General features: G+C 68.9%; 16 protein-coding genes. 7 read left to right on the forward strand and 9 right to left on the reverse strand.

Annotated features, from left to right (window positions below; all coding sequences use genetic code 11):
* Positions 1–21: 21 nt before the first annotated feature.
* The 3 genes from ACFXK0_RS12775 to ACFXK0_RS12785 are packed head-to-tail and all read right to left on the reverse strand — an operon-like array spanning position 22 to position 1,740.
* Positions 22–633, reverse strand: a complete 612-nt coding sequence (locus ACFXK0_RS12775) for a UdgX family uracil-DNA binding protein (RefSeq protein WP_379410282.1) — start codon at positions 631–633, stop codon at positions 22–24.
* Positions 630–1,394 (reverse strand): DUF72 domain-containing protein, encoded by a 765-nt coding sequence (locus ACFXK0_RS12780; RefSeq protein WP_379410283.1) that lies wholly within the window; start codon positions 1,392–1,394, stop codon positions 630–632. The genes ACFXK0_RS12775 and ACFXK0_RS12780 overlap by 4 nt, the downstream gene beginning before the upstream one ends.
* A 55-nt stretch (positions 1,395–1,449) precedes the next feature.
* Positions 1,450–1,740: a plasmid stabilization protein gene (locus ACFXK0_RS12785; RefSeq protein WP_379410284.1), complete on the reverse strand. Its 291-nt coding sequence runs from the start codon at positions 1,738–1,740 to the stop codon at positions 1,450–1,452.
* A 174-nt stretch (positions 1,741–1,914) separates the two neighbouring features.
* Between ACFXK0_RS12785 and ACFXK0_RS12790 the strand changes: the two genes are divergently transcribed.
* Positions 1,915–2,541, forward strand: a complete 627-nt coding sequence (locus tag ACFXK0_RS12790; RefSeq protein ID WP_379410286.1) for a saccharopine dehydrogenase NADP-binding domain-containing protein — start codon at positions 1,915–1,917, stop codon at positions 2,539–2,541.
* Between the two features lie 105 nt (positions 2,542–2,646).
* A complete protein-coding gene (locus ACFXK0_RS12795) occupies positions 2,647–3,006 on the forward strand; it encodes a hypothetical protein (protein WP_379410287.1) in 360 nt (119 codons plus the stop codon).
* A gap of 76 nt (positions 3,007–3,082) precedes the next feature.
* Here ACFXK0_RS12795 and ACFXK0_RS12800 read toward each other — a convergent pair whose 3' ends face one another.
* Positions 3,083–3,427, reverse strand: coding sequence for a MarR family winged helix-turn-helix transcriptional regulator (locus tag ACFXK0_RS12800; RefSeq protein ID WP_379410288.1), 345 nt, complete (start codon positions 3,425–3,427; stop codon positions 3,083–3,085).
* Positions 3,428–3,489: 62 nt separating this feature from the next.
* On the opposite strand from ACFXK0_RS12800, the gene ACFXK0_RS12805 reads away from it, so the two are divergent.
* The 5 genes from ACFXK0_RS12805 to ACFXK0_RS12825 all read left to right on the forward strand — a co-directional run bounded on the left by ACFXK0_RS12805 (position 3,490) and on the right by ACFXK0_RS12825 (position 7,391).
* A complete protein-coding gene (locus ACFXK0_RS12805) occupies positions 3,490–4,416 on the forward strand; it encodes a zinc-binding dehydrogenase (RefSeq protein ID WP_379410289.1) in 927 nt (308 codons plus the stop codon).
* 256 nt (positions 4,417–4,672) lie between these two features.
* Positions 4,673–5,227, forward strand: coding sequence for a hypothetical protein (locus tag ACFXK0_RS12810; RefSeq protein WP_379410291.1), 555 nt, complete (start codon positions 4,673–4,675; stop codon positions 5,225–5,227).
* Between the two features lie 118 nt (positions 5,228–5,345).
* Positions 5,346–5,828 carry a hypothetical protein gene (locus ACFXK0_RS12815; RefSeq protein WP_379410292.1) on the forward strand — a complete coding sequence of 161 codons (483 nt, stop codon included), beginning with the start codon at positions 5,346–5,348 and terminating at the stop codon, positions 5,826–5,828.
* Positions 5,829–5,859: 31 nt separating this feature from the next.
* Positions 5,860–6,603, forward strand: a complete 744-nt coding sequence (locus tag ACFXK0_RS12820; RefSeq protein ID WP_379410294.1) for an ABC transporter ATP-binding protein — start codon at positions 5,860–5,862, stop codon at positions 6,601–6,603.
* Positions 6,600–7,391, forward strand: a complete 792-nt coding sequence (locus ACFXK0_RS12825; protein ID WP_379410295.1) for an ABC transporter permease — start codon at positions 6,600–6,602, stop codon at positions 7,389–7,391. The genes ACFXK0_RS12820 and ACFXK0_RS12825 overlap by 4 nt, the downstream gene beginning before the upstream one ends.
* Before the next feature lie 53 nt (positions 7,392–7,444).
* Here the strand turns inward: ACFXK0_RS12825 and ACFXK0_RS12830 are convergent, their stop codons facing one another.
* The 5 genes from ACFXK0_RS12830 to ACFXK0_RS12850 all read right to left on the reverse strand — a co-directional run bounded on the left by ACFXK0_RS12830 (position 7,445) and on the right by ACFXK0_RS12850 (position 12,381).
* On the reverse strand, positions 7,445–7,786 hold the full coding sequence (locus tag ACFXK0_RS12830; protein ID WP_379410297.1) for an LGFP repeat-containing protein: 342 nt from the start codon (positions 7,784–7,786) through the stop codon (positions 7,445–7,447).
* Between the two features lie 287 nt (positions 7,787–8,073).
* Entirely contained in the window at positions 8,074–9,270 is a 1,197-nt protein-coding gene (locus tag ACFXK0_RS12835) for an ROK family protein (RefSeq protein WP_379410298.1), read from the reverse strand.
* Positions 9,271–9,296: 26 nt separating this feature from the next.
* Positions 9,297–10,538 carry a sugar ABC transporter permease gene (locus ACFXK0_RS12840; protein ID WP_379410300.1) on the reverse strand — a complete coding sequence of 414 codons (1,242 nt, stop codon included), beginning with the start codon at positions 10,536–10,538 and terminating at the stop codon, positions 9,297–9,299.
* Complete coding sequence (locus ACFXK0_RS12845; protein ID WP_379410301.1) at positions 10,535–11,302, reverse strand: ATP-binding cassette domain-containing protein; 768 nt, start codon at positions 11,300–11,302, stop codon at positions 10,535–10,537. The genes ACFXK0_RS12840 and ACFXK0_RS12845 overlap by 4 nt, the downstream gene beginning before the upstream one ends.
* Positions 11,299–12,381, reverse strand: coding sequence for a sugar ABC transporter substrate-binding protein (locus ACFXK0_RS12850; RefSeq protein ID WP_379410303.1), 1,083 nt, complete (start codon positions 12,379–12,381; stop codon positions 11,299–11,301). Before ACFXK0_RS12850 ends, ACFXK0_RS12845 begins: the two co-directional genes overlap by 4 nt.
* Between the last annotated feature and the right edge of the window lie 15 nt (positions 12,382–12,396).

The following is a 12,396-nucleotide window of genomic DNA, read 5'->3' on the forward strand; positions in this document are numbered from 1 at the left end:
CACCTGTGCGCGCACCGTGTCTCAGCGTGCCTCGAAGATCGCCGACAAGTCGTCGACGAAGGCGGTATAGGCCTGCTTGCGGTCGGGTGCGCGCAGGACGGCGGACGGGTGCACGGTGATCCCTGCGGTGAAGTCCGCGAGTTCCACCGTCCGGCCACGCAGGTCGGTGACCTTCGCCTGCGGCCCCAGCACGGCGCGGGTGGCGATCGCACCGAGACAGATCACCAATTCGGGCGCGATCAGGTCGAGTTCGATGTGCAGCCAGGGCGCGCACGCGACGATCTCGGTCCGGCGTGGCTGCTGATGGATGCGGCGCTTGCCGTGGCGCACGAAGCGGAAGTGTTTCACCGCGTTGGTGAGATACAGCGACCGGCGGTCGATGCCGATGTCGTCGAGCGCGCGGTCGAGCAGGTGACCGGCCGGGCCGACGAAAGGATGCCCGTCGAGGTCTTCGTCGTTGCCCGGCTGTTCGCCGACCAGCACCGTGCTCGCGTGTGCGGCGCCGTCGCCGAAGACGGTCTGGGTGGCGTCACGGTAGAGGTCGCATCCGTGGCATCGGGTCGCCGCGGCGCGCACCGCGTCCAGGTCGTCGGTGTCTGGCACGTAGCCGGCGGCGCCGGGGAAGCCGGTCATGACGTCACCGGCAGATCGGGCACCCGCGTCACCTCGGCGCCCGCACCGCGGGCCTGCCGGGCGAAGGTGACCGCGTCTCGGACGGCGGCGCCGCCGTGGTCGTTGCTGAAGTAGACATAGCTGTCGCCCGGCGCGCTGTCGAGTAGCCGATCCACCCAGCCGGCCAATGCCTGGCGGCCGTAGTGCGGTGCGGGCGACGCGCGGCCCGCGTGCAGGCGCAGGTAGACCCAGCCGGTGGTCCGCCACAGTGGCGTGACCGGCCGGGAGTCTCGATCGGCCCAGACAAGCGCGGCCGAACGCGACCGCAACACGTCCTGGATCTCGCCGGTCCACCACGAGTCGTGCCGAGGTTCCACCGCCACCCGCACCGACGCGGGGAAACAGCGCAGACAGTCGTCGAGCAGGGCGGGGTCCGCGCGCAGGGTCGGGGGCAGCTGGAGCAGGATCGGCCCGAGCCGATCGCCCAGGCCGGTGACCCGGTCGAGCAGCCGTTCGACCGGTTCGGCGGGCTCGCGCAGGCGCTTGACATGGGTCAGATACCGGCTGGCCTTCACCGCGACGACGAAATCACCGGGCGTGCGCTCGCGCCACCCGATACATGTCTCCCGGCTCGGCAATCGGTAGAAGGCATTGTTCGACTCGACCGTCGCGAATGCCCGGGCATAATGCTCGAGCCACGAGCGGACGGGCACCGCAGGCGGATACAGCACCCCGCGCCAGTCGCGGTACTGCCAGCCGGCGGTGCCCACCCGAATCACCACGCGACCTCCTCCTCAGCCGACTGTGCTCGTCGCCTGGCGGACCTCCCGTGGCAGGTCAGGAGCGGCCGAGGGCGTTGGCCAGTTCCTGCTTGTTCATCTTCGACCGGCCGTCGATATTGCGGCGGCGGGCCTCCTCGTAGAGCTGGTCGCGGGTCTTGCCGCTGCCTTGTGCTTGCTGACCGCCGCGCCGGGAGGATTTCGTCTCGCCGTGCCGGGCGCGGGTCTTGTTCACCGTGGCCGCGGCGATCTCCTCGGCGCGCTTCTCGCTGCGGCCGCGCGCACGCTCGGACTTCTTGATGTCCTTGTACTGCCGTTCACGTTTGTCGCTCCACGCTTGCTGGGGCATGTCAGGTACCTCCTCGAGTCGGGACGACGTGCTGTTTGGCGCCTACCCGGAGATCGGGCGGGGAAACAGGCGAGGAATGTTTTCCGGTCCGCACCGCTGACGCACCGTCGAGCACCGAGTAGTTTCAGCATCGGTACGGTTCGTCGATCGAGTAGAAGTGCGGGTGTAGCGGGCATGGCGAAGATCGTTCTGTTCGGGGCCACCGGGTACACCGGGCGCCTGACCGCCCAGGCCCTGATCGCCCGTGGCGCGGCGCCGGTGCTCGCCGGGCGCAGCGCGGAGTCCCTGGCTGCTCTGCCGGACGAGCTCGGAGGTGCCGCGACCGCGGTCGCCGATGTCGGCGAGCCCGCCACGGTCCGGGCCCTGCTCGAACCCGGCGATGTCCTGATCACCACGGTCGGCCCGTTCCTGCGCTACGGCACTGCCGCGCTGGATGCGGCGATCGACGCGGGCGCGCACTACATCGACTCCACCGGGGAAGGCCCGTTCATCCGCTCGGTCTTCGACCGCGACCAGCGGGCGCGCGCGGCAGGCTCGGCGCTGCTGAGCGCGTTCGGCTTCGACTACGTACCGGGGAATCTGGCCGCCGGCTTGGCATTGCGGGCAGCACCCGCGGCGACGCGGGCCGACATCGGCTACTTCATGGACCGACCCGGCACCAGCGGCGGCACCCGCACCTCCATGGCCGGCATGCTGTTCGAACCCGGTTTCGCCCTGCGCGACGGCGCGATCACCCCGGAGCAGACGGGCGCGAAGGTGCGCTCGTTCACCGTGGCCGGATCGAGCCGCAGCGGTGTGTAGATCCCCGGATCCGAGCCCCTCGCCCTGACTCGCTCCCATCCCGGCCTCCGCGATGTCGATGTCTACCTCGGCCTGCCCGCGGGCGCGGCGTACGGCCTGCAGGCGGTGTCGCGACTGGCGTCACTCGCCGGAAAGATCCCCCCGCTGCGCCAAGGTCTCGAAGCCGTCCTCGAGCGGACGGTCACCGGCTCCACCGGCGGACCCGACGCCCGATCCCGCGCCCGCACCAAGGGCTGGGCTGTCGCCGAAGCCAGCGACGATGCCGGAACCACCTTGGCGACAGTCACTCTCGGTGGCGGCAACCCCTACGATTTCACCGCGCAGATCATGGCATGGGCGGCCCACACCGCCCTGAACGGCGGACTGCTCGACACCGGAGCCCTGGGCCCGGTCGACGCGTTCGGCCTCGACGCCCTCACCACGGCCGCCCTCGACGCCGGGTGGCAGCAGTATCCGGCCGCTTGAGCGGCTGATTCAGCGCGGCCCGGGAAGGCCGCGGTACTGCGCCGGGCGATGCCGCCGTGCTGGTCGATCGTGGCGGTCACAGTGTTCCACGCCGTAGGCGGTGGTCGTCGGCAGCCGTGACGAGTAGCTGCGTGAGAGCGTCGCGGTCGTCGGCGGACAGAACGTCGATGTAGGGACCGAGAGCCACCCGGATCTCGGCCTGCAGACGCTCGGCGAGTTCGCTGCCTGCCGGGGTGATGAACACATCCACCGCGCGGCGGTCCTGCGGCGACTTCCCGCGTTGCACGAGCCCGCGGCGTTCGGCTCGTTCGACCAGCCCCGACATCGTGGACTTGTCCAGGCCGAGGAAGTCCGCCAGTTCGGTCATCCGCGGACGGCGGTCGCGCAGCAGGCCGAGCAACCGCAGCTGTGTGAGCGACATGTCGTGTTCCGCCCCGATGCGGGTGAGCACGGCCATCACCCGGAACGACGGAGGAGTCCATCATGCACGCCGCCGTTGTCACCAGCTTCGACACTCCACCCCGCTACGGTCCGCATCCCGATCCGATCGCCGGCGGGGCCGACGAGATGGTCGTCGATGTTCTCGCCGCCGGCCTGCACCAATTGGTCAGAGCCCGTGCGAACGGCACGCACTACAGCAGCTCCGCCACCCTGCCGTCGGTCCCGGGTGTCGACGGCGTCGTCCGCGATCAGGACGGGAAACTCCGCTACGCGGTCCTCGACGACACCCACCTGGGCATGTTCGCCGAGCGAACGGTGATCGACCGCCGTCGCAGCGTGGTCCTGCCGGGCGATATCGACCCGGTGCGGATCGCGGCCGCGATGAACCCGGCCATGTCGTCGTGGATCGCGTTGCGCCGCCGCATCACCTTCCGCGCGGGCCTGCGGGTCCTCGTGCTCGGCGCCACCGGCACGGCGGGACGCATGGCGGTGCAGATCGCCAAGCAGTTCGGTGCCGCGCAGGTCATCGCGGCGGGACGCAACCCGGCCCGCCTCGCCGAGTTGCCGAGCCTCGGCGCGGACGAGACGGTGACCTTCGGGCAGGCCGACCGCGCCGCCGATGTCGACGTCGTCATCGACTACGTCTGGGGCGAGCCGTCGGCCCGTGCGATGACCGCCATGCTCCTCGCGCGCCGCGATCGCAGCACCCCGCTGGACTGGATCCAGATCGGTTCCGTTGCCGGCCAGACCATTCCGCTCGACTCCGCGCTGCTGCGCGCGGCCCGCCTGCAGATCTGTGGCAGCGGCATCGGCTCGGTCCCGGCCGGGGACATCATCGCCGAGCTGCCGGATCTCGCCGCCGCGATCCACAGCGGCGCGATCGATGTCCGAGCGCGCCCCGTCCCCCTGGCGCAAGTCGCCGAGACGTGGAACGCGGCGACCGACGAGCGCCTCGTCTACGTCCCGTAGACGACGCGCTCGTCACCATTGATCGAACGGATCGGCGGAGGTCGGGGGCGGCTGAAGCGCCGGGCCTTCGCTACTGGACAGTACGACGACGGGGCGACGGCACCCCTGACCAGTTGGACGGTGTCTACCGCGTGAACAGCCGTACTCTGTTGAGTGCCTGCATATTTGGTGGGCGCAGCTGCCCGTAGGATGGAGCCCGATGGACCACACGGACCCTTACCCCCGCCCTGTTCCGTTCACGGTACCGAAGCTGCTCGTGCTCTTAGGGTCGGCGTTGGTCGTCGCCGCGGCCATCGCGTCGTTCACCTTCACCTCCACCCTGGCGCGGGCCGCGGGGATTCCCGAGCACCTCACCTGGATGTGGCCGGTGGTGGTCGGCCTCACCGTCGCGCTGGTCGCCTGCACCTTCATCACACTGGTCGGGATCCAGGACGTGCGGACCACCTCCCTCGTCAGGGTTTACGAGCTGCTGCTGGTGGCGGCCGTGCTGGCCAGTGTCTTCGGGAATGTCCTGGCCATCTCCCGCGGTCCGATCGAGATGGGCACTTTCGGCGTCGCCACCGTGGTATCGATTCCCCCGATCTGCCTGATGATCTGCGTGGGCAACTACCTGCTGCTCACCGCGGTCGTCCCCGTCCGGATCGTGGCCGCGATCCGGGAGGACGACTGGCGGCTGCGGGTCCTCGGCATCCCCAATACGCCCGCACCACAGAAGGACCCGAGCCCCGCACCCCAGGACGGCGCCGCCTGGTGGGACCAGTACCGCAGCGAGGCCCGCACACCTCCGCCGACGCCGGTATCCCGGACGTAGCAGCAGCACTTCTTAGGTTTGACTAACCTCATCTCGGGGAAGTAGCGTGCAGAGCACTATCGGAGGTAACCGACGGCAGCCGACGCGTGCCCGTCTCGATTGTCCGCGAAGGAATGTCATGAAGAAGATCGCCGGATTGTTCGCCGTGCTGGGTCTCGCCGGTCTGCTGACCGTGGGCACCAGCGCGCCCGCGCTCGCCGACCGCTCGGTCCGCGACGCCACGGTCGCCGACCTGTACATCCGCGACGCCGACCCGTCGCTCGACGCGATCGCGGGGCAGTTCGCGGCGCTGTGGAACCCGAATCTGCCGATGAGCGCCAAGCAAGAGGTCAGCTACCACGGCTCGACCGTCGGGCCGGCGCTGCAGGGCATTCTGTCGCAGGGCGGGGTCTACGACTTCCTGTCCATCCAGGAACGCGCGACGTCGAAGAACATCACCGGCGACACCATGACCGCCACGCTGTCCGGCGTGATGGCCGGCTTCCCGGCCACCAGCGGAACCTACCTCTACGTCCGCGAGGACGGCCTGTGGAAGGTCGACTGGAAGGCCACCTGCGACGCCATGGGCGGCTGCACCGGCAACCCGGACTTCGGCTACTGACCGACGAACGCTGTCGAAGACTCGATCGCCGATGATCACAGTTTCCGGAATCACCAAACAATTCGGCGATCGGGTCGCCGTCAGTGATGTCAGTTTCGAGGCGCCCCGCGGCTCGATCACGTATCTTCTCGGACCCAACGGCGCAGGCAAGTCCACGACCATGCGCATGATCGCCGGGCTGACCACACCCGACGCGGGCACCGTGCGGATCAACGGGCGCGCCCTGCGCGAGCTGCCCGCCACGATGCGGGAAGTCCGCTTCACTCTCGACACCTTCGCCAGGAACCCCAAGCACACCGCCGAGCAGCATCTCACCTGGCAGGCGCGCCTCGGTGGCATCCCCACGGCCGAAGTCGGCGATGTGCTCGCCCGTGTCGGCCTGGCCGAGGTGGCCGACCGGCTGGTCGGGCGGTTCTCGCTCGGCATGCTGCAACGGCTCGGCATCGCGACCGCACTGCTGGGCGACCCGAAAACCCTTGTCCTCGACGAGCCGGACAACGGCCTCGACGTGGACGGCATCCTGTGGCTGCGCGAACTGCTGACCGGGCTGGCCGGTCAGGGACGGACGCTGCTGGTCGCCTCGCACAATCTGACCGAGGTCGAGATCACCGCCGACCGGATCGTGATCATGGGCCGGGGACGGATCCTGTCCGACGCCTCCCGCGACGACACGGTGGCACTGGGTTCGGGCCCGCGCCGGCTCGAATCGGCGTATCTGGCGGTCACCCGCGGCAGTGTCGAGTACGCCGGTGCGGCGGGCGAGGTGGGTCAGTGAGTACGGCAGTGGATCTGGGCCGTGCGGTCCGTAGCGAACTGGCGAAGCTGTCCTGGCGCAGCCCGGTCTGGTACGCGATCGTGCCGATCGCGGTCGCGCTGCCGATCGTGCTGAACGCGAGCGTGGCGATCGCCTCGCGGATGAACAAGCTCGACGGCAGCGGTGGCATGGACACCAACAACGCCGGCTACTGGGTGATGATCTTCTCCACCATCGTGCTCATGTCGGCGGGCGTCTCCTCGCTCAGCAACGAATTCAAGTACGCGACAGTGGAATTGGTCTACGGCGCGCAGACCCGGCGTTGGCTGCTGCCGGTGGCGAAGCTGATCGTGTTCGGGCTGATCGCCGCGGCGGCGACCCTGGTCACCGTGATCGTCCTGCTCGCCGGGTTTCCGGCGGTGTTCCCCGATGTGTGGGGACGGGTGGAGCTGACCTCCGCGGCCGGCCTCCGCCTGCTGTGGGCGCTGCCGGTCTTCACGTTCTTCGTCTCCGCGCTGGGGATCGGCATCACCGGTCTGATCCCGCGACCGGGCGTCGTGGTCGGCGTTGTCCTGCTGTGGAAGTTCGGCATCGAGACGTTCTCGGCCATGCTGCCGGTGAAGATCGGCAATGTCGTCGCGCAGTGGATGCCGTTCAAGAACGGCGAACTGGGCGCGGGCCAGTATCCGACGATGCGCCCGATCTTCGGCGGCGCCAACGGTTCGCTGGCGTATTTCGCTGTTGTCGCTGCGGTGTTCTTCGTTCTCGGCACGGTCCGGCTGTCGCGCCGCGACTTCACCCCGGACTAGGACACCGTGCCCGGTGGGCACCGGCCGACAGCCGGTGCCCACCGCGGCGAACCTCAGTTCGCGTTGACCGTCACCGCGTCGTCGGCGATCGAGTAGCTGATCGACCCGTTCTCGAAGTGGCTGATCTTGCCGCCGTCGATGTCCAGCTCGTCGGAGGTCGGGTAGCCGAGCCGGCCACCGGCGCCGCCCTCGGCCTCCCACGCCTGACGGATCGCGCCGTAGACGGTCTTGGTTCCGGTCGCGAGGTTGAAGTAGATGACACCGCCAGCGAACTCCTGGTACTTGCCACCGTTGGCGGCATCCAGCTCATCCGTGATCGGTTCACCCAGCGGGCTCGACGCGCCACCCGCTTCGTTGTAGTGGTCGCCGATAGTGCCCTTGACTTCGAATGCCATCCCACAAACCCTTTCGTACAGATATCAACTGGCAAATGCCAGCGGCGACGCTATCGCATGAACAGCACTCCGTACAGAGGTTCGTCCAGCAGTTCATTCAGCGCACACGCGCCGTTCGCCGCGGGAGATCCCTTCCGGCACGGCACAATCGAGAACCTCGCCAGCTACCTACCAGCATCGATGTGTTCGAGCCACGGCCGGGTCGGCGATTCCAGCGATAAGCAGTACCCAGCCGACGCGACATCACACCTCGACACGCCGCGAATCCGGCCGATGTGAGGATGTCCTCAATCCGGCGACGAGCCGACCCGCGCCAGCGCTTCCAGTGGGTCGTCGAGCAGGTCGGTGAAGGCCAGTTCGGCCGCGCCGACGAGTGGCGCGTCGTCGGCCAGCGAGGAGGTCCGCAATCTCACCCGTTCGCGGACCGCGGGCAGCCCGTTCTCGGCCAGCCTGCTGCGGACCTGGGCCGCGGCGGCCAGGTAGATCTCGCGCAGCACACCGCCGAAGACGACCATCGTCGGATCGAAGATGTTGACCAGATTGGCCACTCCGTACCCGAGCCAGTCGCCGACCCGGTGCAGCCCGTCGCGGGCGACGGAGTCACCGCGCGCGGCCGCCTCCACGATCGCCGCCACCGCGGCCCGCCCGGTGCGGTCACCGCGCCCGGCCACCGCGATCAGCGCCAGTTCACCCGCCTCCGCCTCCAGACAGCCCCGCGCACCGCAGCCGCACGGCCGCCCACCGGGGTTGACGATCATGTGGCCGACTTCGCCGCCGTACCCGCCCGCGCCACCGAGCAGCTTGCCGCCCATGATGATTCCGCCGCCGATCCCGACCTCCCCGTGCAGGTAGATCAGGTCGGCCACGCCCGCGCCAACGCCACGCGCGCGTTCGGCCACCGCACCGAGATTGGCGTTGTTGCCGACCGCGACCCGCATGCCCAGCCGCTGCGACAGTTCCGCCCCGAACGGCACATCCACCCAGCCGATATTCGGCCCGTAGCGCACGACCCCGTCGGCCTCGCGCACCATTCCGCAGAAGGCGACCCCAGCCCCGACACAGGTCGTGCCAGCGCTGTCGAGCAGGGACCGGCCCATCGCCACCAGCGCGGTGATCACGTCCTCGGGATCGAATCCGCCACCGGGACGCGGAGTTTCGCGCCGGTCCAGGATCATCCCGCCGAGGCCGACCTGCGCGGCGGCGAGCCGGTCGGCCCCGACATCGAGGGCCAGCACGGTGACCCGTTCGGACTCCGGACGCACCACCAGCGACGGGCGCCCCGCCTTGCCGGTCTGGCCCGGCAGTTCCTCGGTGACCAGACCGGCGGCGGCGAGATCGGTGGTGAGGCCCAGAATCGTGCTGCGGTTCAGGCCCATCCGCTCGGCGAGCACAGCGCGCGAGAGCGGCCCGCTGAGGTGGATGTTGCGCAGCAGCGCGGCGAGGTTGCGACGCCGGGTCTCCTCGGGCGAGGGTGCTGCTCTCATCCGGCCCGAACCTTCCCCTTCGACGGTCACCGTCCTGGCTGTGCGCGCTTGCGCGAGAGCGCGTCCACCCCCGCCGCGAGCAGCAGGACACATCCTGTCACAACGAATTTCGTGCCCGCGCTGTAGCCCATCAGGCCCATTCCGTTGTTGATGACCGCGACCACGGCGGCGCCGAGGACGGCGTCGAGCATCCGCCCGCGGCCACCGAACAGGCTGGTACCGCCGATCACCGCCGCGCCGACCGCGGTCAGCAGCACATCGGATCCACCGGTGTTCGGGTCGACGGAGTTGGCCCGCGAGGCCGCGATCAGACCGCCCACCGCCGCCATGGTCGAACACAGCACGAAGGCACTGATCTTGATCCGGTCGACCGGAATGCCCGCGCGCCGCGCCGCTTCGGCGCTGCCACCGACCGCGTAGATATGGCGGCCGAAGCTGGTGCGGTCGAGCACGAACGTCCACAGCAGCAGCAACGCGACAATGATCGGCACGACGATCGGCATCCCCTGCAGCGAGTTGACCTCGGGGTTGCGGCTGCGCTCGTCGTTGAGGATCAGCACCACCGCGCCGGCGACGAGCGCGACCGCCCCGACCCGCAGCCAGACCACCGCGGCGGTCTCACCGGTCAGGCCGAGGGTGGTGCGGGCCCGCAACTTCCGGTACTGGACGATCGCGTACCCGCCGACCAGCAGCGCGTACATCAGCCAGCCGAGCAGCGGCGCGACGTTCTTGTTGGCGATCGCCAGGATCGTCTCGTCGTGGATGGAGATGTTGCGCCCGTTGTCCATGATCTTCAGCGCGACACCCTGCAGGGCGAGGAACGCGGCCAGGGTGACCACGAACGACGGCACCCCGATCTTCACCACGATGGCGCCGATCGTCAGCCCGATGACCGCGCCGGCGAGCAGCGAGACGAGCACCGCCGCGTACCACGGCCAGCCCTTGTCGGTGAGCAGCACCGCCAGCACCGCGGCGCAGACCCCGCTGGTGAATCCGGCCGACAGGTCGATCTCGCCGAGCAACAGCACGAAGATCAACCCCATGGCGATCACCGCGATCGCGGCGCCCTGGGTGAACAGGTTCGCGATATTGCCCTGGGTCAGGAACACCGGCCGCGCGAGCCAGAAGAACAGCGACAGCACCACCAGCGCGATGACCGACGGCAGCGCGCCCATGTCGCCGCCGCGGATCCGCCCGAGGTATCCCGAGACCGCCGCGGTGACCGGTGCCACGGCGGGTGCCGGCTTGTCCGTGTCGACGATGCTCATGCCGTGACTCCGTTTCCGAGACTCCCGCTCCGCCCGGCGGTGATCAGTTCGACGATCTGCGAGTGCGTCACCTCCGAGGTCCTGACCTGGGCCGCCATCCGGCCCAGGTACAGCGCCGCGATCCGGTCCGACACCGCGAACACATCGTTCATGTTGTGCGAGATCAACACCACCGCGAGACCTCGGTCGGCGAGTCGGCGCACCAGTTCGAGCACCTGCTGGGTCTGAGCCACCCCGAGTGCCGCGGTGGGCTCGTCCAGGATCACCAGTTCGCTGTTCCACAGCACGGCTTTGGCGATGGCCACGGTCTGCCGCTGCCCACCGGAGAGGCTGGAAACCTTCTGCCGCACCGACTGCACCGTCCGCACCGACAGTCCCGCCAGGGTGCGTCCGGCGAGTTCCTCCATCCCGTACTCGTCGAGCACCAGGCCGCGCTTGCGTTCCCGGCCGAGGAACATGTTCTGCACGATATCGAGGTTGTCGCACAGCGCGAGGTCCTGGTAGACGATCTCGATCCCGAGCGCGGCCGCGTCGCGTGGGCTGCCGATCTGGACCGGGGCGCCGTCGAACAGGATCTGTCCCGCGTCGATCGGATGGGTGCCGCCGATGCATTTGACCAAGGTCGATTTGCCCGCGCCGTTGTCGCCGACCAGCGCGGTCACTTCGCCGCGGTAGGCGGCGAAAGCGACCTCGTGGAGCACGTGCACCGGGCCGAAACTCTTTTCCAGACCCCGGATTTCGATGAGCGGCTGGTCGTCGGTCATCGGACGCCGTTGTCGGCGCAGAGCTGGGCGAACTCCCCGGCGCAGAGCTCGTTCTTGTCGACGAAGCCGTCGGCGACGACCTCGTGGACGTTGTTTTTGAAGATCGCCTTGGGCTCGAGCAGCACCGCGGGCACCTTGCTGCCCGCCTCCGGGTCGTCGACGGTGGTGTTGGTCTGCCCCTTCTCCCCCTTGACCAGCGAGATCGCCAGTGCCGCACCGGCCGCGGCCTCCTGCTCGATCGCCTTGTACACGGTCAGGCACTGGTCGCCGGCGAGGACGTTCTGCAGTCCCTGCACCGTGGCGTCCTGCCCGGTGACGGGGATCTGGCCGTTGAGCTTCTGCTTCTTCAGCACCGCGATGGCGGCGTTGGCCAAGCCGTCGTTGGCCGCGACCACGCCGCCGAGGTTCGGGGTGCCGGTGAGCATCTGCTCGAAGATGGTGCCCGCCTTGGTGTTGTCCCACTCGGGCACCGCCTGGTCGGGGCCCTTGACGAACTCACCGGAGTCGAACTTCGGCTTCAGCGCGCCGTCGTAACCGTTCTTGAACAGGGTCGCGTTGTTGTCGGTGGGTCCACCGTTGAGATAGGCCACGACCGGCTTGTCGGCCTTCTTGTCGGACAGGCATTTCGCCAGACCGGAGCCCATGAGCTCGCCGACCTTCACATTGTCGAACGACACGTAGTACGGCGCGCCACCGCCGAGTGTCAGCCGGTCGTAGTCGATCACGGTGACGCCCTGCGCCTTCGCCTTCTGGATCACGGCCTTGCCGGTGCCGCTGTCGAGGTTGGTGATCATCAGGACCGAGACCCCGTTGGTGATCATCTGGTCCGCGATGGTCTGGAAGGAGGTCTTGTCGCCCTGCGCGTTCTGGATATCGGCCTTGACGCCTGCGTCGTCGAATGCCTGCTGCAAGTACTTGCGGTCGGCGGTCTCCCACCGTGCCGAGGTCTTGCTGTCGGGCAGGATCACACCGACTTCGGCGCCTCCACCCCCGGACGCGGCGGTGTCGTCACCGCAGGCGGTCAGCGTGGCGAGGAGTGCGACCGATACGGCGGCGATGCCGAAGAAACCCTGACGCATGAGGGTGGGCCTTTC

Source organism: Nocardia sp. NPDC059177 (assembly GCF_042755165.1).
Classification (GTDB): domain Bacteria; phylum Actinomycetota; class Actinomycetes; order Mycobacteriales; family Mycobacteriaceae; genus Nocardia.